The sequence below is a fragment of the Pseudomonas sp. B1(2018) genome, assembly GCF_003097365.1.
Taxonomy (GTDB): Bacteria; Pseudomonadota; Gammaproteobacteria; order Pseudomonadales; family Pseudomonadaceae; genus Aquipseudomonas; species Aquipseudomonas laurylsulfatiphila.
This window is the reverse complement of record NZ_PYUK01000032.1, coordinates 27157-45610: the sequence shown is the minus strand read 5'-3', so window position 1 is coordinate 45610 and position 18454 is coordinate 27157. Positions and strand designations below refer to the sequence as shown.

Below are 18454 nucleotides of genomic sequence, written 5' to 3'. Positions count from 1 at the left end.
ACCCGCCCCTACGCCCCATCACCCCCAACATTGGGGACAACCGCCCGTTTGAGTACTTCCCGGTCTGTCGGCCGCGACTGCGTCAACGCCTTTAACCCGGGCCTCTCACGGGCGTTTTCGCTAATTGGTATGGAAGTTGCCAACTTCCCAGCCAACTGACCCACCCCTATGGGGCAGGTACTTCGATAGAGGGAATACTCATGCACCCTTTACTGTACAAAACCGCGACCGCGCTGGTCGTGACCGCTCTGGCCCAAGGCATCGCCCAGGCAGCGCTGTTTGCCGTAGACCCGGGACCCTACCTGCCAGCCAACGGCAATTTCGCCGCCTGGTATCAGGATTCCCACGGCCGAACTCTTGACCTGTGCCTGTCAAAGGCTGTCAGTTCCAGGGTTGCCAGCGCGCCTGGCGCCCCGACTTACATGTGCTCGTTGATTCCTAACCCGGGGATTTTCGATGACACCAAACCGTTGGTCTTCCCGACCAATTTCCCCGACGAAGCGTTCTGGGCGACAGGCGAAACGACCATCGTCGACGCCGCCCGAGGCATCGACCTGACCTATGTCTCGGCACTCGAAGCCGCCTTCAGCGGTGGTGATCCGCTGGAGGGCGATCAGATCAGCTTCGCCCGTATCCGTATCCGCGTCGACGTGCCGGTTGCCGGCACCTATGTCATCACCCACCCCTATGGCGTCGAGGTATTCAATATCGACACCCCCGGCCGGCGGGCGATCAACATGACCCGGGACATCGGCATCGGCGCGCCAAAAACCTACAACGGCGCACTCAAGGGTGACGTCGGGCCGTTCCTGCGCAGCGTCAACGGCCCCTACACCGAGACCAACCCGAGCACGGGCCAGGCGGAAAAATTCGTTGGCGACCCGAACCTCAACGAAGCCGTCACCGGCAGCCCGTTCAATACCAACTACGTGCGCATCGAAGGCCCCAATGGCCTGGACTTGCGCACCACCCTCTTCGCCGTTTCCGGCAAGTTGTCGACGGTGGTCCGGCCGACTCCGGTGATCGCCGAACGCAGCACCTACTCGCGACATGCCGGCGCCAGCGCACCGGTGGCCCAGCAGGATGTGTTCGTGATGGCCCCGCCGCCACCGGCCAGCGTGACCCTGACCAGCAACAACCCGGTGCTGAACTTCTCCGAAGCGAACACTACCGGCCACTGGTATGCGCAGTCGCCGACCAATCCGGCCCTGCCAAGCACCTTGCAGGTGACCGCCGACAACCACCTGGCCATCCCCAGCAGCACGCCGACCGTCTTGCCCATGCCGCTGACCGACCTGGTGACGATCTCACGTGCCGAGTACAGCCTGAACACCGGGCAAATCAGCATCACCGCCTCGACCAGCGATGAAACATCGCCACCGGTGCTCACCGCTACCACCGGCACCGGTCTAGCCATCGGCGCCCTGAGTGGCGACGGCGCCGTGAAAAGCCTGGCCACCGGCATCACGCCGATTCCGCCAGCCCAGGTTCGCGTGACGTCATCCAATGGCGGCAGCGATACCGAAGAAGTGGTCATCGTGCAATGAACGCTCACATGCCCAGATCCTCATCAGGAGGCATCATGAACAAATGGCCACGCCTGGCGGTCAACGCCCTGGGACTGACTCTATCGTTGTCCGGCAGTGCTTTCGCGCAACTCGCCGCCGTCGATCCCGGCCCTTACACCTTTGCCACCGGGAAATTCCCGATCTGGTATCAGGACAAGAATCTGCTGTCGATGGAGCTGTGCCAGTCTCGCGCCGTCAGCACACGGGTCGCTGCCAGTGTGCCACCGGCCTACATGTGCACCCTGCTGCCGACACCCGGCATTTTCGACGACACCCAGCCGATGGTGTTCCCGGATAACTGGCCGGACGAAGCCTTCTGGTACCTGGCCGAGACCACCATCCCCAACAACGCCGCCGGCTATGGCATGGACGCTTATGTCGCCGGGATCGAGGCTGCCTTTGCCGGCGGCAATCCGGTCGACGGCGACCAGATCAGCTTCGCGCGGATTCGCATGCGGATAAATATTCCCACTGCCGGGACCTACACCATTACCCACCCCTATGGCGTGGAAACAGTCAACGTCACCACGCCCGGACGGCGTGCGATCAACATCACCCGGGACGTCGGCATCGGTGCGCCAGGGGTGTTCACCGGTGCGGTCAACGGCGCGATCGGGCCGTTCCTGCGCAGCGTCAACGGCCCCTACACCGCGGTGAATCCGGACACCGGCGCCATCGAAACCTTCATCGGCGACCCGAACCTCACCGAGGCCGTGACCGGCAGCCCCAACAACACCAACTTCGTACGCATCCAGGGCCCGGCCGGGACCATCCAGACCAACCTCTTCACCGTGGCCGGCAAGGTGCTCGACAGTCGCGCGCAAACCGCCGTGGACATGAGCCGCGCCACCTACCGGCGCACCGCCGGCACGGGGGGCAACAGCACCCGGGTCGAAGTGTTCGCCAAAGCCGCCAACGGTTCGACCCTGTGCTTTCGTGAAAGCATCGCCCTGGTGCCCGGCCCGCCACCCACGCCTTGCCAGACCAGCATGGTGAGCGATAACAACGGCACGTTCTTCGCCCAGCATCTGTTGGCCAACGGCACCGTGCCTCCGGTCGTGGTGGTGACCGCCACCAACCCGGCCGGCACCACCCGCCCGACCGCGGTGTCGAGCAAGCTGTCGGACGTGGTGAAAATCCAGACCGCTCGGTACAGCTGGAGCAACCACAGCCTGCTGATCGAAGCCACCTCCACAGACGAAGTGGTGGTACCGGACATGGTCGCCCAGGGTTTCGGACGACTGACGAAATCCGGCACCCTGCAAAGCCTGACGGTGGCTGACCTGGCCCAACCACCTGCAACCGTCACGGTGAAATCCGCCGCCGGTGGCAGTGACACCGAGCCGGTCGTCGTCGTCGGCACTGCACCGGACACCGGCGCCAACCAGGCACCGATCTCCGTCGCCGATACCGGCAGCACCAGCTTCGGTGTGCCGATCACCCTCAACCTGCTGGCCAACGACAGGGACCCTGATGGCAACACACCGCTGAGCATTACCGCGCTGACCCCACCGGCTGCCGGCCAGGGCACCGTGGCATTGAGCGGCACCACGGCGGTGGTCTACACCCCTCCCGCCGTGGTCAACGCGCCGCTGACCGCGACCTTCACCTACAAGGCCCAGGACGTCAAAGGCCTGGCCTCGACGACGGCGGCAACCGTGACCATTACCGTGGCGCCTAATCGGCCTCCGGTGGCAGTCGCCGATGCCGTCACGACACTGGGTGTGGCGATCCCGATCAGTGTGCTGGCCAACGACACCGATCCGGAAGGCAACCTGCCACTGGCCGTCGCCAGCTTCACTCCACCACCGACAGGTCGCGGCACCGTCAGCAGTAACGGCACGGTTCTCACCTATACGCCACCGGCCAGCTTCCCCACGGCCTTCACCACGACCTTCACCTACTTCGCCAGGGACAGCTTCGGTGCCGTGTCGACGACGCCGGCCACGGTCACGGTGCAGGTCTCGCCAAAGCCTGCTGCGGAAACCTTCGCAGTGACCACCGCAACGGTGAGCGCCCGCTCCAATAACCGCTTCACCTGGGACTTTGCCGGCACCTCATCGGTGACCACCGGCAACACCATCACCGTCAAGGTCACGACCCCTGCCGGGCTGGTCACTCTGGGCACCACCTCCGTACCGGTGAATGGACGCTGGAAGTTGACGGTGAACAACACCACCACCGTGGTTCCGTCGGCGAACCCGACTGCCACTATCACCTCGTCCCAAGGCTCCGTGCGTTCGGTGCCGGTGATCGCCAACTGAGCCCGCGCCCCATCAGCCACGCTGGCTGATGGGGCCGGCTTCAAACCTAAGGACAGGTCCATGAAAACTTCGACTGCCACCTTGCTCTGCCTGCTTCTGCTGTGCGGCATTACAGGCGTGCACGCCGACGATCTGATGGAAAACGAGGACCTCGGCCCCGGTGGCGATCTTGGTGAGTTGCCACCACCGGCAGGTCAGCACGCGCTGATCGACCAGAACGGCCAGGCCAACGTCGCGATGCTGCAACAGAACGGTCAGTCGTTGCTCGGCACCATCGTCCAGGCGGGAAGCAATCAGGAGGCTTACATCCTGCAACAAGGAAGCGACTTGATGGCAATGATCAATCAGCAAGGCTCCGGTAACGATGCCTCGATTACCCAGACAGGCAGCCACAACCGCGCCCGGATCTCGCAGAACGGCAATGACAACAGCGCCAGCATCGACCAGGCCGGCACGGGGCTGCAAAGCGCCGTGAACCAGTCCGGGAACGGTATGAGCGTTTCGGTCAAACAATATCGCTAAAGCACTCACCCGATATGGAGATTCAATCATGTTCAAATTGACGCCCCTCACCGCCGCGATCCTCGTCATGGCCAGTGCCCAGGCCATGGCTGAAGACAGCATTTCCAACCAGTTTCAGGACGGCACCGCCAACATCGCCGACGTGAAGCAGATCGCGGCTCCGCTCAGTAGCGCCAATCAACAGCAACAGGGTCTGGGCAACGATGCCGCGGCGGTGCAGGACAGCGCCACCAGCACCATCGACCAGCAACAGTCCGGCCAGTACAACGCCGGATACGCCGAGCAGCTGTACGAGGACGGCAGCACCATCCATCAGCTGCAATCCGGCACGTACAACAACACCCATGCCAGCCAGTCAATCGGCGTGGGTAGCAGCGAAGCCTTGCAGCAACAGGAAGGTAACGGCAACTTCTCGCTCATCTACCAGAGCAGCCAGGACGGCGCGTCCGCCAAGACCTTCCAGTTCGGTGACAACAACGAAGCCAACGTCGAACAGATGGAGGTGGGCATCGACAATAAAGCGACGGTCACCCAGCACGGCAACGAGAACTACGGCACCGCCGAACAGGTGTTGCACAACGGCGCCCGGATGGACATCAACCAGAACGGCGACGGCAACTATGCCTATGGCGACCAGCGCAACGGCCAGGGCGGCAACCTGAGCATCAACCAGCACGGCAATGGCAACGGCACCGAAGTCTGGCAAGAGACACAGGTCGCCAGCCAGGCCACCATCAACCAATACGGGAACACCAACGAAACCATCGTCGACCAGAGCTTTGGCGATAACAACGTGGCTTCGGTGCTGCAGGTCGGCAACCTCAATGCCATCTATGCCGACCAGTACGAATCCACCAACTCGACCCTGGCGCTGTATCAACAAGGCAACAGCAACGTGCATTACACCTATCAAAACGGCACTGACCAGGTGCTCAATGTCACCACCACAGGTGACGGCAACAAGGTCTATGCCAGCAACTGGAAAGGCCCACAGGCCGGCGGCCAGTTCGGCAAGAACCAGCGTGCGACCATCAACCAGAATGGCAACGACAACGTCGCCAACTTCACCCAGAACGGCACCGGCCATATCGTGACCACTAACCAGACCGGTACCGGCAACAAAACCACCGTCAGCCAGGACAATTTGTATAACGAGCTGTACTTCGACCAGAACGGCACTGACAACATCCTGATCTCCGACCAGCGCGGCGAGACCAACCTGGCCATGGGCAGCACAATGGGTACGGGCAACAGCACCGAATTCAATCAGGACGGCAGCAGCAACCGTGCGTACACCCAGCAGTTGTCCGGCAGCAGCGACAACATGATCACCGTGAAACAGGCCGACACCATGAACGTGGCCTATGTCACCCAGGGCGGTACCGGCAACATCGCCAACATCGACCAGAGCGGCATGGCCCAGACCGCCACCGTGCAACAATATGGTTCGACCAACCAGGCCACCGTGATGCAGCAGTAGTCGGGGGGCTGCGGGGAGCCTGACACCCCGCGGTGTTTCCCTGTAGGAGCTGCCGAAGGCTGCGATCTTTTGATCTTGCATCCCTTTGACATTGTCAAAATTCAAGATCAAAAGATCGCAGCCTTCGTCAGCTCCTACCTGCGCGGTGTGTTGAATGGACGGCCTTAGCGCACCAGTCGCTCGGCCAGCGCCTTGGCCTGGCTCGCCACATCGGTGACGGCCGTGCTTTCCCACCACATGCCGCGCAACGGCGGGCCCATGGCAAACAGACGGCTGGCGGGTAGCCCTTCGGCGTTCAGCACCGCGCCATCGACTTCTGCCGCGATGCCCAGGGCCAACGGCCCGGGCCGCACCAGGCCACGGGCGAGCAATTGCCGGGGCAACGGTCGCGCGACCCGGCGCCAGTCGTACTCGATACCGCTGGAGTTGATCAGGGCAGCCCCGCTGACCACACAGGCCTGCGCCTCGCCGCGTCGTCGAAGGCGGATGCTCACCCCGCCATTGATCGAAGGCTCAAGGCCCTGGTAGGACGCTGCGTGAATACGCAACCGCCCTTCTTTATACAAGCGCTCGACCAGTTCGGCACTCAAGGGCGGCGAGCGGTGGTGATGGCTTTCCCACCAGGGCCGCACATGCCGTACGAACTGCCGACGCTGCACATCCGTCGCCTGATGCCACAAGCGGCCGATGTGTGCCCGTACCGTGTCCAGTGGCGCCTGCCAGTCGATACCCTGGGCGATGGCGTCCCGGCAGTGTCGACGCAATTCGCGCAGCAACTGGCGAGGTGTGCGGATGTCCTGATCCTCGGCGAGAAAATCCCCCCAGGCCGGTGGCTGGCGGCGCACATGGGGCAGCAGACCATGGCGGGAAAACACTTCGATCGGCCCGCGATGGCCGGCCTGTTCGAGGGACACCACGGCGTCGACCATGGTCAGGCCCGAGCCGATGATCATGACCGTCGATTGCGCATCGAGCTGCTGCATGGCCGCCACGTCCCAGGGATCGAGGGCGGCCGCATTCAAGCCGCTGGATTGGGTTTGTGGCGTGCGCGCGGCGGGGAACATCCCGGTGGCCAGTACCGCAAAAGCGCCCTGCAAGCCTCGGCCGTCGCTCAAGGTCAACCGCACGGCGTCTGCATCGACTTGCAAATCGACCACCTCGGCCTGCACATGCTCGACCGTCGAACCAACCAAGGCGCCCACCGCCTGCGCTTCGGCCAGGCGTTGCCGAGCGTACAGGCCGAAGATTCCCCGAGGCGGAAACAATTCGCTGATCGGCACATGCTGCTGGTCCGACTCCGGCCAGCCGCCGCCGGCAATGTAGTCGGTAAGCCATTGGGTCAGGTCGTCGGGGTTGTCCGGGTGGACACTCATGCGCGCCGCGTTGCCGTTGAGCGTATGGCCCAACTCCACCGCGCTGTAGGCTTCGCCCCGCCCCAACTCGGCCCGGGGTTCGATCACCAGCACCCGACGCCGGCCCGGCAAGCGCATCAACTGCGCCGCCAGCATCGCGCCACTGAGGCCGCCACCGACAATCAGGACCTCGGCGTCATTGTTCAAGGTCTGGCCCATCCTGCTCTCCCTGTTCAGATCACCACATTACGCACAAACCGCGCCGCTACCAGCCCGTCATTGCGATAACAGTGCGGCTGGTTGCTGGCGAACATGAAGAATTCACCCGCCGCAATATTCTGCGGCCGGTCGCCGAGCATAACGGTCAGGCAACCTTCGAAGACATAAATCTGTTCGCTCCAGCCATCGGCGTCCGGCTCCGAGGGATACACCTCGCCCGGTTGCAGGCACCACTCCCACTGCTCGACTTCGCGGCTGGCGCTGGCCTTGGAGAGCAACACCGCCCTGCTGCCGGGGATCGTGCCGGTCCAGGCCAGTTCGTTGATACGGCTGGGATCACGGGCATCGGGGGCCTGGATCAAGTCACTGAAGGCGACGTCGAGGGCTTCGGCCACCCGGTCGAGGGTGGTCAGGCTGACATTCTTTTCCCCCGCCTCGATCGCCACCAGCATTCGGCGGCTGACACCGGATTTTTCCGCCAGCGCGGTCTGGCTCAGGTCGGCGGCATGACGCAAACGACGAACATTTTGACTGACGTGCTGGAGGACCGAAGCCCGTTGGGTAGAATCTTTGTGCACTATATTGCTCACTGAGTGGGGTTGGGCAGTATACTGCGCAACATTCGGCGCATTGTGCGTCCCCCTCCAGTAGCGTGCAAGGTCATGACGTCGGTGAATTCTCCAAAGGCTTCCTCCCGTTTCACAAGGTTCAGCAAGGCCGAATGCGTGCTGGTGCTGATCACGATGGTCTGGGGCGGAACCTTCCTGCTGGTCCAGCATGCGATGACCGTCAGCGGTCCGATGTTTTTCGTCGGCCTGCGCTTTGCCGCCGCCGCGAGCATCGTCGCCCTGTTCTCCTGGCGTCACCTGCGGGACCTAACCCTGTTCGAACTCAAGGCCGGGTCGTTCATCGGCGTGGCGATCATGCTCGGCTACGGCTTGCAGACGGTCGGGTTGCAGAGCATTCCCAGCAGCCAATCGGCATTCATTACCGCCTTGTATGTTCCGTTCGTGCCATTGCTGCAATGGCTGGTGCTGGGGCGGCGTCCGGGGTTGATGCCGAGCATCGGCATCATGCTGGCTTTCACCGGGTTAATGCTGTTGTCCGGGCCGGCCGGTGCGTCGTTCAACTTCAGCCCCGGTGAAATCGCCACCTTGATCAGCGCCGTGGCCATTGCGGCCGAGATCATCCTGATCAGCACCTATGCCGGCCAGGTCGATGTGCGGCGGGTAACGGCGGTGCAATTGGCGGTCACGTCGGTGTTGTCGTTCCTGATGGTGGTGCCGACCAACGAGGCGATTCCGGACTTCTCCTGGTTGCTGCTGTGCAGCGCATTGGGCCTTGGGGCAGCGAGCGCGGCGATTCAGGTGGCGATGAACTGGGCACAGAAAAGCGTGTCACCGACCCGCGCCACGCTGATCTATGCCGGTGAGCCGGTATGGGCCGGGATTGTCGGGCGCATCGCCGGGGAACGCCTGCCGGCGATTGCCCTGGTCGGGGCCGGGTTGATTGTAGCGGCGGTGATTGTCAGTGAGTTGAAGACCAAGGCGAAGGCGGCCGAGGTTGATGAGTTGCTGGAAAGCGAAAGCGGCAACTAAAAAAAGATCGCAGCCTGCGGCAGCTCCTACAGGGGAACGCGGTGTTCCGTAGGAGCTGCCGCAGGCTGCGATCTTTTTTTGCCTCCCGACGAAACAATGTGAATCAGGGTTTTTCCGTCTACCGTGTAGGATTCTGCGACAGCTTGGCGTTTGGCGATCCGGGAGCTGGCACGTATGATGCTTCACAAACTTCCGCAGATTAGAAGCCTATGTCCCTGATAGTTCTACTGCTTCTGCCATTCATAGGCAGCTGTTTGGCGGCCGTGTTGCCGCACAATGCCCGTAACGCCGAATCCCTGCTGGCTGGCCTGATCGCCCTGATCGGCAGCGTTCAGGTCGCATTCCTGTACCCGCAGATCGCCCATGGCGGCGTCATTCGCGAAGAGTTTTCCTGGCTGCCCAGCCTGGGCCTGAACTTCGTCCTGCGCATGGACGGTTTCGCCTGGCTGTTCTCCCTGCTGGTGCTGGGCATCGGCACCCTGGTGTCGCTGTACGCCCGCTACTACATGTCGCCGAACGATCCGGTGCCGCGCTTCTTCGCGTTTTTCCTGGCCTTCATGGGCGCCATGCTGGGGCTGGTGATCTCCGGCAACCTGATCCAGATCGTGTTTTTCTGGGAGCTGACCAGCCTCTTCTCCTTCCTGTTGATCGGCTACTGGCACCATCGCGCCGATGCCCGGCGCGGCGCCTACATGGCGCTGATGGTGACCGGTGCAGGCGGTTTGTGCCTGCTGGCGGGGGTCATGCTGCTCGGCCATGTGGTCGGCAGCTATGACCTGGACAAGGTCCTGGCCGCCGGCGACCTGATTCGTGCCCATGCCCTCTACCCCATCCTGCTGCCCCTGATCCTGATCGGCGCCTTGAGCAAAAGCGCGCAATTCCCCTTCCACTTCTGGCTGCCCCACGCCATGGCCGCGCCGACGCCCGTGTCGGCATACCTGCACTCGGCGACCATGGTCAAGGCCGGGGTGTTTCTGCTCGCGCGGCTATGGCCGTCGCTTTCGGGCAGTGAAGAATGGTTCTACATCGTCAGCGGCGCCGGTGCCTGCACCCTGTTGCTCGGGGCGTACTGCGCGATGTTCCAGAACGACCTCAAGGGACTGCTGGCCTACTCGACCATCAGCCACCTCGGCCTGATCACCCTGCTGCTTGGCCTGAACAGCCCGCTGGCCGCCGTCGCCGCGGTGTTCCACATCCTCAACCACGCGACGTTCAAGGCCTCGTTGTTCATGGCCGCCGGCATCATCGACCACGAAAGCGGCACCCGCGATATCCGCAAACTCAGCGGCCTGTACAAGCTGATGCCGTTTACCGCCACCCTGGCCATGGTCGCCAGCGCCTCGATGGCCGGCGTGCCGTTGCTCAACGGCTTCCTCTCCAAAGAGATGTTCTTCGCCGAGACCGTGTTCATCAATGCCACGCGCTGGGTCGAGCTGAGCCTGCCGATCGTGGCAACGATCGCCGGTACCTTCAGCGTGGCCTACTCCCTGCGTTTCACCGTGGATGTGTTCTTCGGTCCGCCCGCGACCGACTTGCCTCACACGCCCCACGAGCCACCGCGCTGGATGCGCGCGCCGGTCGAGCTGCTGGTGTTCACTTGCCTGCTGGTGGGGATCTTCCCGGCCCAGGTGGTCGGCCCGCTGCTCGCGGCGGCGGCGCAACCGGTGGTCGGCGGCACGCTGCCCGAATACAGCCTGGCGATCTGGCACGGCCTGAACGCGCCGATGATCATGAGCCTGATCGCCTTGTCCTGCGGCACCGTGCTTTACCTGCTGCTGCGCAATCAATTCAAGCGCGGACGCTTCAACCGCCCGCCCGTCGTGGGTCGCCTGGACGGCAAGCACCTGTTCGAATGGGCACTGGTCGCCAGCCTGCGCCTGGCCCGTCGCCTGGAGCCGCGGATCGGTACCCGGCGCCTGCAGATGCAGTTGTTCCTGGTGGTGCTCGCCGCCGTGCTGGCCGGCTTGATTCCCATGCTGCACAGCAGCCTGCACTGGGGCGACCGGCCGAAGATCCCCGGTTCGATCGTCTTCGTCACCCTGTGGTTGCTGGCCATCGCCTGTGCCCTTGGCGCGGCGTACCAGGCCAAGTATCACCGTCTGGCCGCCCTGACCATGGTCAGCGTCTGCGGCCTGATGACCTGCGTCACCTTCGTCTGGTTCTCGGCGCCGGACCTGGCCCTGACCCAACTGGCGGTCGAAGTGGTGACCACGGTGCTGATCCTGCTGGGCCTGCGCTGGCTGCCACGACGGATCGAAGAGGTCTCGCCGTTGCCGGGCAGCCTGGGCCGCGCGCGGGTACGGCGGATACGCGACTTGATGTTGTCGACCGTGGTCGGTGTCGGCATGGCGTTGCTGGCCTACGCCATGCTGACGCGCCAGACCCCCAACGACATTTCCTCCTTCTACCTGAGTCGCGCCTTGCCCGAAGGCGGCGGCAGCAACGTGGTCAACGTGATGCTGGTGGACTTCCGCGGTTTCGACACCCTCGGTGAAATCACCGTACTGGTGGCCGTGGCCCTGACCGTGTACGCCCTGCTGCGCCGCTTCCGTCCGCCGAAAGAAAGCCTGCAGCTGCCGGCCCAGCAACGCTTGCTCGCACCGGATGTGGTCACCGACCTGGTCAACCCGCGTCACGCCAGCGACACCGCGCTCGGCTTCATGATGGTGCCGGCGGTGCTGGTGCGCCTGCTGTTGCCGGTGGCGCTGGTGGTGTCGTTCTACCTGTTCATGCGCGGGCACAATCAACCGGGTGGCGGCTTTGTCGCCGGGCTGGTGATGTCGGTGGCGTTCATCCTGCAATACATGGTCGCCGGCACGCAGTGGGTCGAGGCGCAAATGAGCCTGCGACCGCTGCGCTGGATGGGCACCGGACTGCTGTTTGCCACGGCCACCGGCCTGGGTGCGATGCTGGTCGGCTACCCGTTCCTGACCACCCATACCTGGCATTTTTCGTTGCCGCTGCTGGGTGACATTCACCTGGCCAGCGCGCTGTTCTTCGACATCGGCGTGTACGGCGTGGTGGTCGGCTCGACCCTGTTGATCCTCACCGCCCTCGCCCACCAATCGGTGCGTGGCCACAAAACCGCTGCCCAGCCTAAATCCGTTGCCGCCAAGGGAGCCGTCTGATGGAAGAAGTCATCGCAATCGCCATCGGCGTCCTGGCCGCGTCCGGTGTGTGGCTGATCCTGCGCCCACGGACGTTCCAGGTGGTCATGGGCCTTTGCCTGCTGTCCTATGGCGTCAACCTGTTCATTTTCAGCATGGGCAGCCTGTTCATCGGCAAGGAACCGATCATCAAGGACGGCGTGCCGCAGGATCTGTTGCACTACACCGATCCGTTGCCGCAAGCGCTGGTGCTGACGGCGATCGTCATCAGCTTCGCCATGACCGCGCTGTTCCTGGTGGTGCTGCTGGCGTCCCGGGGCCTGACCGGCACCGACCATGTGGATGGCCGGGAGCCCAGGGAATGATGGCGATGACCCACCTGATCGTCGCGCCCATCCTGCTGCCGTTGCTGACGGCCGCGATCATGCTGATGCTCGGCGAGAAGCATCGGCCGCTCAAGGCCAGGATCAATCTGTTCTCCAGCCTGCTCGGGCTGGGCATTGCCGTGGCGTTGTTGCAATGGACGCAAACCACCGGCGTGCCAGGCTCCATCGGCGTGTACCTGCCGAGCAACTGGCAAGTGCCGTTCGGCCTGGTGCTGGTGGTCGATCGCCTGTCGGCGCTGATGCTGGTGCTGACCGGCATCATCGGCGTCAGTGCCCTGCTGTTCGCCATGGCCCGCTGGGACAGCGCCGGTTCGAGTTTCCACGCACTGTTCCAGATCCAGTTGATGGGGCTTTACGGCGCATTCCTCACTGCGGACCTGTTCAACCTGTTCGTATTCTTCGAGGTGTTGCTGGCCGCGTCCTACGGCTTGATGCTCCACGGCTCGGGCCGGGCGCGGGTGTCGTCGGGACTGCATTACATCTCGATCAACCTGCTGGCCTCGTCGCTGTTCCTGATTGGCGCGGCGCTGATCTATGGGGTGACCGGCACGCTGAACATGGCCGATCTGGCGGTGAAAATCCCGCTGGTGTCCGAAGCCGATCGGGGCTTGCTGCACGCCGGCGCGGGGATCCTGGCCGTCGCGTTTCTGGCCAAGGCCGGCATGTGGCCGTTGAACTTCTGGCTGGTGCCGGCCTATTCCTCGGCCAGCGCGCCGGTGGCGGCGATGTTCGCGATCATGACCAAGGTCGGCGTCTACACCTTGCTGCGCCTGTGGACGCTGCTGTTCTCCGCCCAGGCCGGGGCATCGGCGTTCTTTGGCGGGGAGTGGCTGATCTACGGCGGCATGGCGACCATCGTCTGCGCCGCCCTTGCGATCCTCGCCGCGCAACGCCTGGAGCGCATGGCCAGCCTGAGCATTCTGGTGTCGGCGGGCATCCTGTTGTCGACCATCGGTTTCGCCCAGCCGAACCTGGTGGGCGCAGCGCTGTTCTATCTGTTCAGCTCGACCCTGGCGTTGAGCGCGCTGTTCCTGCTGGCCGAACTGATCGAGCGTTCGCGCTCGGCCAACGAGATACAGCTCGAAGATGAAGCCGAACTGCTGCCCCGCCCCCTGGAATCCCTGCATCCTCCCAAAGGCACCAACCTCGACGACGACCAGAAAGCCGTGGTCGGCCAGGTGATCCCCTGGACCATGGCGTTTCTCGGCCTGAGCTTCATCGCCTGCGCCTTGCTGATCATCGGCATGCCGCCGCTCTCCGGGTTTATCGGCAAACTCGGGTTGATCGGCGCCCTGCTCAATCCGCTGGGCCTGGGCAACAGCGGCGACACACCGATTTCCAACGCTGCGTGGGGCCTGCTGGTGTTGTTGATTGTGTCGGGGCTGGCGTCGCTGGTCGCATTCTCGCGCCTGGGCATCCAGCGCTTCTGGACGCCGGCGGAACGACCATCGCCCCTGCTGCGACGCCTGGAATGCGTGCCGATCTTCGCGCTGCTGGGCTTGAGCATTGCGCTGACCTTCAAGGCCGATCCGCTGCTGCGCTACACCCAGGCCGCCGCCGATGCCTTGTACAACCCGCAGCAATACGTGATGGCTGTCCTCGACACCCGCGTCGTACCGAACCCCACGGCCAAGGCGATCCCGCAGGAGGTGCAACCATGAAGCGTCTGTTTCCCGCCCCCTTGCTCTCGCTGGCCTTGTGCCTGCTGTGGCTGTTGCTGAACCTGTCGACCAGCCCCGGCAACCTGCTGCTGGGGGCGGCGCTGGGGTTCTGCGCGCCGCTGATGATGCGCAGGCTGCGTCCGCTGCCGGTGCGCATCCGTCGTCCGGGGGTGATCCTGCGCCTGGTCCTGCTGGTCGGGCGCGATGTGCTGGTGTCCAACCTCGCCGTGGCCTGGGGCGTGCTCAATGCCGGGCGCCGCCCGCCACGCTCGCAATTCATCAAGGTGCCGCTGGACTTGCGCGACGCCAACGGCCTGGCCGCGCTGTCGATGATCACCACGGTGGTACCCGGTACGGTCTGGTCGGAGCTGGCGCTGGACCGCAGCATTCTGCTGTTGCACGTCTTCGACCTGGACGACGAGGCGCTGTTCATCCAGCACTTCAAGGCGACCTACGAGCGTCCGTTGATGGAGATCTTCGAATGAGCCCCTTGCTGGCGAACGCGATCCTGCTGAGCCTGTTCCTGTTTTCCCTGGCGATGATCCTGACCCTGATCCGCCTGTTCAAAGGGCCGTCGGCCCAGGACCGGGTCCTGGCGCTGGACTACCTGTACATCGTCGCGATGCTGATGATGCTGACGCTGGGTATTCGTTATGCCAGTGACACCTATTTCGAGGCGGCGCTGCTGATCGCCCTGTTCGGTTTCGTCGGCTCGTTCGCCCTGGCGAAATTCCTGCTGCGTGGTGAGGTGATCGAATGAATGCGCCCTTGTCGTTGTGGGTGGAAATCCCGGTGGCGATCCTGCTGGTGCTCGGCAGCCTGTTTGCCTTGATCGGCGCCACGGGCCTGCTGCGCATGCAGGACTACTTCCAGCGCATGCACCCACCGGCGCTGGCCTCGACGCTCGGCGCCTGGTGCGTGGCGCTGGCTTCGATCATCTATTTTTCGGCGCTCAAGTCTGCGCCTGTCTTGCACGCCTGGCTGATTCCGATCCTGCTGGCGATTACCGTGCCGGTGACCACCTTGCTGCTGGCCCGAGCGGCGCTGTTTCGCAAGCGCATGGCCGGGGATGATGTGCCGGCTGAGGTGAGTAGTCGGCGTACGGAGAGCGGTAGTTAGACCAAGGATTTGTATCGACTGGACCGGCCTCATCGCGAGCAAGCTCGCTCCCACAGTGGATTTGTGGCGCACACAAAACCTGTGGGAGCGGGCTTGCTCGCGAAGGCGATAGACCTGTCAATGCATCAGCACCGGTCTGCCTCAAATCCAGGCCACCGCCAACAAGCCCGCCCCCAACACCACACACAACGGCGAATAAACCCAGGTGTCGAGCCGGGCAAACTCCGAGCCCTTGACCTCCTTGAAAAAGCCCACCAGCTCCGAATCGCCAATGGCCCGGGCAAACAGCAAGATCGCAATGGCGCTGATCACCCACTGCAACGACCAGTGGTGCAAGGGCGGCAGGCACCAACCCACCCGCCAGCACACCAGCACGGCGATCAACAGCAACGCCCCGGCCACCACCAGCGTGATCCAGCCTCGCGGCTTGAACGCCGGCCTCAGTTTTGTGCTGCCCTCCTGCGGTACTTGCGGGACCGCCGCCACCGCCGCCCACTCGCCACCCAACGCCCAATACACATGCACCAGACTGATCACGGCGAAGATCGTCACCAGCCATTGAGCCAACAGCAAGGTCATGGTCAGGAATCCTTGAAAGGGATTTGAACAGAACATTGTAGGAGCTGCCGCAGGCTGCGATCTTTTGATTTTGCTTTTTCAGACAAGATCAAAAGATCGCAGCCTGCGGCAGCTCCTACAGGGCAGCGGAGACTTTGTCCGCCACGTCCTTGGGCAGCCAGGCGCGCCAGACGTCCGGGTGAGCCTTCATGAACGCCTGCGCTGCCTGGCGCGGCGGCGTATGTTTCTCGCTCATTTCGGCCAGCGCCTTGTTCAGCGGGTCGATCGGGAAGTCGACCTTGGCAAAGAACTCGGCAATCTGCGGATATTGCTTCTGGAACGGAGTGGAGACACCGATCGACAGCTTCGAAGCCAGGGAACGGGTCGGCCGTGGATTGGGGTTGTCGGCATCGGTCAGGGTCTTCCAGGCTTCGGCGTCGAACGCAGGCTCCTCCAGTTGAATCAGCTTGAAGCGGCCGAGCAAAGGCGTAGGCGACCAGTAGTAAAACAGCACCGGCTTGCCACGATGAATGGACGAACTGATCTCTGCATCCAGGGCCGCGCCCGAACCGCTGCGGAAGTTCACGTAGCTGTCGTCCAGGCCGTACGCCTTGAGCTTCTGCTTGTTGACCACTTCCGAGGTCCAGCCGATCGGGCTGTTGAGGAAACGCCCCTTGGTCGGGGCTTCCGGGTCCTTGAACACGTCCTTGTAGCGCGGCAGGTCGCTGACGCTGCGCAGGTCTGGTGCCAGCGGCTTGATGCCCTTGGCGGGGTCGCCCTTGATCACGTATTCCGGCACCCACCAGCCTTCGGTAGCGCCCTTGACCGTGTCACCGAGGCTGACGACCTTGCCTTCGGCTTCGGCCTTGACCCAGACCGGGCTGCGACCGGCCCACTCTTCGCCAATGACCTGGATGTCATTGTTGGCCAGCGCGGTTTCCAGGGTGATGGTGGTGCCCGGCAAGGTATCGGTGGGCAGCCCGTAGCCCTTCTCGACAATGATGCGCAGGACATCGGTGATCAGGCTGCCGCTTTCCCAGTTCAGGTCGGCAAAGTGGATCGGCGCCTGGGCGGCAAACACCGGGGCGGGTGTCACCAGCAAACCGAAAGTGGCCAGGACAGCAGCCAGCAACCGTCGAAATCCGTTCATGCTTTTGCACCTCGTGCTGTTCACAGCAATAGCAGGATGGCCTGGCAGTAGACCGCGAGGCCTCTGAATACTCAGTCCAATGACTGTAGTAGAGGTTCCCGTTTTCGAGGTGCGTGGATCAGTTTTCGGACGTTTCCTGCAAACGCGCCAGCTCTCGTCTGACCATGCTGGCGTAGGGCGCCGGTTGCAGTTGGTAAAGCTGTGACGCCACCCAGTTCAGCCAGGCTCCTTGCAGAAGTGTCTTCTGCCCGAACAGCCGCCGCGCTTCGTCTTGAGCGCTGGCCAGGTTCTGTTCATGGAAGTCGGCGCGGGTCTGGGTCATCACTCGCTGGCCTTGAAGGTCACCAGCTCGCCCTTGCGCCACTTGGCCGCTTTGGCGGTCACGGCCTTGAGGGTCTTGGTCAGGCCTTCCTGCAGCTGTTGATGGGCGGCAAACACCATCACCACGCTGTGACCTTCCTTGAACACGATCCCCTGACCGTCGGCCGTGGTCACGAAGGCGTAATCGCCAATTCCGTAAACCGTCAGCTTGATGTCGCGGAACCTGATGTCCAGCTTGCCGCCTTCGCGACTGGGCAGCACGGAGGCACTGAAATGATCGCCGACCTTGAGCTTGAGTCCGGGTTTGTCGTCCACCACCAGGGCTGACTCGGTGTCGATTTCGGCAATGTAAATGCCTTCAGCGTTCTGTTCGGTGATGTAAACGAAACGTGACTGAAACTGCTTGACCAGCTTTGCGCGCAAATCGCCCAGCACGAACAGGGCATGCATATCGAGATTACTTACTGCCAAGGAAACATCCCCACATCTGAAAAATGGTGCCGTACGCGAAAATAATCGCACAGCCAAAAAAGCGGCAATGCCGAAGGTGTAGCCAGAGAACCCGGATTGAAGTCCTGAATGAGCAGTGCACTCATTCATCACGAAGCTTGAGAAGACTACTGGAACGTCACTCGCGTCGTCCTGACTGGCGTTCGTCACAGGCTGAAGGAAAACGCCCTTCCTGCTGCCAGAAAATTATGGACTATCAACTTCGGGGAAAAATCTCACCAAGAGAACAAATTTTCCTACATATCCTCAGCAAAAAATTGCTTTAGATAAACATCATTCACCCACCAGTCAGGGTGATTCTAGAGCAGCGATGCTCCTGGAGACTAGCCAAAACGACGTACATACGTCGGTAAAACAATGAAAAGGACTTCATATGTGCACACTGACACACTTTGCCTATCCCTTGCTGCCTGACTCGGAAACAACAGCGATCTCGCAGCCGTTGCCGTTCGGCCGTTCTGAACCGCTTCCGGATGTCCCTCCCCGCCTGCGCTTTCAGGTAGTGATGGCGGGTATTGCCTTCTTTCACATCAAGGATATTTCTACAGGCTGTGTAAGAGGTTTCCGAGCCAATCATAACGAAGCCTGCGCCCTCGCCCGGTTCCTTGAATCACAGGGTTGACATGCCCGCCACGCTCA

At 62.7% G+C, this 18454-nt stretch carries 18 protein-coding genes; 12 read left to right on the top strand and 6 right to left on the bottom strand.

The window, feature by feature from the left end:
• The first annotated feature begins 200 nt into the window (after positions 1-200).
• From C9422_RS30920 to C9422_RS30905, 4 genes are read left to right on the top strand one after another with little or no spacing between them, the layout of a single operon-like run.
• A complete protein-coding gene (locus tag C9422_RS30920) occupies positions 201-1547 on the top strand; it encodes a hypothetical protein (RefSeq protein ID WP_116583273.1) in 1347 nt (448 codons plus the stop codon).
• A gap of 35 nt (positions 1548-1582) precedes the next feature.
• The gene (locus tag C9422_RS30915) at positions 1583-3832 is read left to right on the top strand and encodes an Ig-like domain-containing protein (protein WP_116583272.1); all 2250 of its coding nucleotides are present in this window, start codon (positions 1583-1585) and stop codon (positions 3830-3832) included.
• Between the two features lie 60 nt (positions 3833-3892).
• Positions 3893-4354 carry a curlin gene (locus C9422_RS30910; RefSeq protein WP_007973790.1) on the top strand — a complete coding sequence of 154 codons (462 nt, stop codon included), beginning with the start codon at positions 3893-3895 and terminating at the stop codon, positions 4352-4354.
• 28 nt (positions 4355-4382) lie between these two features.
• Positions 4383-5834 carry a curlin gene (locus C9422_RS30905; RefSeq protein WP_116583271.1) on the top strand — a complete coding sequence of 484 codons (1452 nt, stop codon included), beginning with the start codon at positions 4383-4385 and terminating at the stop codon, positions 5832-5834.
• A 164-nt stretch (positions 5835-5998) separates the two neighbouring features.
• Here C9422_RS30905 and C9422_RS30900 read toward each other — a convergent pair whose 3' ends face one another.
• Positions 5999-7405, bottom strand: coding sequence for an FAD/NAD(P)-binding protein (locus tag C9422_RS30900; protein WP_116583270.1), 1407 nt, complete (start codon positions 7403-7405; stop codon positions 5999-6001).
• Between the two features lie 14 nt (positions 7406-7419).
• Positions 7420-7983 (bottom strand): helix-turn-helix domain-containing protein, encoded by a 564-nt coding sequence (locus tag C9422_RS30895; protein ID WP_116583269.1) that lies wholly within the window; start codon positions 7981-7983, stop codon positions 7420-7422.
• A gap of 84 nt (positions 7984-8067) precedes the next feature.
• Between C9422_RS30895 and C9422_RS30890 the strand changes: the two genes are divergently transcribed.
• From C9422_RS30890 to C9422_RS30860, 7 genes are all read left to right on the top strand, one after another.
• A complete protein-coding gene (locus C9422_RS30890; protein WP_256590052.1) occupies positions 8068-9003 on the top strand; it encodes a DMT family transporter in 936 nt (311 codons plus the stop codon).
• A gap of 209 nt (positions 9004-9212) precedes the next feature.
• Positions 9213-12131: a monovalent cation/H+ antiporter subunit A gene (locus C9422_RS30885; protein WP_116583267.1), complete on the top strand. Its 2919-nt coding sequence runs from the start codon at positions 9213-9215 to the stop codon at positions 12129-12131.
• Positions 12131-12475 (top strand): Na+/H+ antiporter subunit C, encoded by a 345-nt coding sequence (locus tag C9422_RS30880; protein WP_007973781.1) that lies wholly within the window; start codon positions 12131-12133, stop codon positions 12473-12475. The genes C9422_RS30885 and C9422_RS30880 overlap by 1 nt, the downstream gene beginning before the upstream one ends.
• Positions 12472-14157, top strand: a complete 1686-nt coding sequence (locus C9422_RS30875; RefSeq protein ID WP_116583266.1) for a monovalent cation/H+ antiporter subunit D — start codon at positions 12472-12474, stop codon at positions 14155-14157. Before C9422_RS30880 ends, C9422_RS30875 begins: the two co-directional genes overlap by 4 nt.
• The gene (locus C9422_RS30870) at positions 14154-14642 is read left to right on the top strand and encodes a Na+/H+ antiporter subunit E (RefSeq protein ID WP_116583265.1); all 489 of its coding nucleotides are present in this window, start codon (positions 14154-14156) and stop codon (positions 14640-14642) included. Before C9422_RS30875 ends, C9422_RS30870 begins: the two co-directional genes overlap by 4 nt.
• Entirely contained in the window at positions 14639-14917 is a 279-nt protein-coding gene (locus C9422_RS30865; protein ID WP_007973773.1) for a K+/H+ antiporter subunit F, read from the top strand. Before C9422_RS30870 ends, C9422_RS30865 begins: the two co-directional genes overlap by 4 nt.
• Positions 14914-15276: a Na+/H+ antiporter subunit G gene (locus tag C9422_RS30860; RefSeq protein ID WP_116583264.1), complete on the top strand. Its 363-nt coding sequence runs from the start codon at positions 14914-14916 to the stop codon at positions 15274-15276. Before C9422_RS30865 ends, C9422_RS30860 begins: the two co-directional genes overlap by 4 nt.
• A 141-nt stretch (positions 15277-15417) precedes the next feature.
• On the opposite strand, the gene C9422_RS30855 is transcribed toward C9422_RS30860, so the two are convergent.
• From C9422_RS30855 to C9422_RS30840, 4 genes are all read right to left on the bottom strand, one after another.
• The gene (locus C9422_RS30855) at positions 15418-15855 is read right to left on the bottom strand and encodes a DUF3995 domain-containing protein (RefSeq protein WP_116583263.1); all 438 of its coding nucleotides are present in this window, start codon (positions 15853-15855) and stop codon (positions 15418-15420) included.
• 115 nt (positions 15856-15970) lie between these two features.
• Positions 15971-16984: an ABC transporter substrate-binding protein gene (locus C9422_RS30850; RefSeq protein WP_116583262.1), complete on the bottom strand. Its 1014-nt coding sequence runs from the start codon at positions 16982-16984 to the stop codon at positions 15971-15973.
• A gap of 118 nt (positions 16985-17102) precedes the next feature.
• Positions 17103-17306: a hypothetical protein gene (locus tag C9422_RS30845; RefSeq protein ID WP_116583261.1), complete on the bottom strand. Its 204-nt coding sequence runs from the start codon at positions 17304-17306 to the stop codon at positions 17103-17105.
• Complete coding sequence (locus C9422_RS30840; protein ID WP_007973765.1) at positions 17306-17776, bottom strand: hypothetical protein; 471 nt, start codon at positions 17774-17776, stop codon at positions 17306-17308. Before C9422_RS30840 ends, C9422_RS30845 begins: the two co-directional genes overlap by 1 nt.
• Positions 17777-18188: 412 nt before the next feature.
• Between C9422_RS30840 and C9422_RS32725 the strand changes: the two genes are divergently transcribed.
• Complete coding sequence (locus C9422_RS32725) at positions 18189-18437, top strand: hypothetical protein (RefSeq protein WP_007973763.1); 249 nt, start codon at positions 18189-18191, stop codon at positions 18435-18437.
• Positions 18438-18454: the final 17 nt, after the last annotated feature.